1 protein-coding gene is annotated in these 562 nt (G+C 41.1%); it reads right to left on the reverse strand.

The window, feature by feature from the left end; translation table 11 throughout:
* Positions 1 to 562: hypothetical protein (locus C6366_RS20830; protein WP_199221575.1), on the reverse strand; the 562-nt coding region annotated here is incomplete at both ends.

A 562-nucleotide genomic window follows, 5' to 3' on the forward strand; every position in this document is an offset into this window, starting at 1 on the left:
CTTTTGCATAATCAATGAGCGGCATAATAACATTGTCCACTGCATACACCAAACGATCATACCTAAACCTTGAAATGTCATGCTCAGGAATGGGTGTACCGGGTAAATTTGTCCAATAGGGGTCTATGTGTAATCTGATGTAGCTCATGAACCAGCCTTCATCCGGATCCGTCAGCTTATCAATTACAGCCTTATTATAGTTAAGACATCCTTCCACATCATAATTGTTCCAGCGCCATGTACCAAACTGGCCGCCATTGAACCAAGGACTTGGTGTAACTGCCGTTCCATGCAAATTCACAATGTTGCCATGCGGATCCTTCAGATATCGCCCCTCAACGCGTAATCTTGGTGTTGGCATACCCACCCAGGCAAAGGCAGGCAAACCAACTGTTACGAAGAGCGAAAGTAAAATCGTATGTAACAGAAATCTTTTCATTGGTGCTTGTATGTTTTTGATAATCCAACTTCCTACTTTATAAATAAGTATTAATAATGTCAGGCTGCTGGAAAATGATTTTAGAAATCGTTCACACGAAAAAAGCTCAACAATAACTAATGC

Origin of the sequence: Desulfonatronum sp. SC1, assembly GCF_003046795.1 — a bacterium.
Classification (GTDB): Bacteria; Desulfobacterota; Desulfovibrionia; order Desulfovibrionales; family Desulfonatronaceae; genus Desulfonatronum.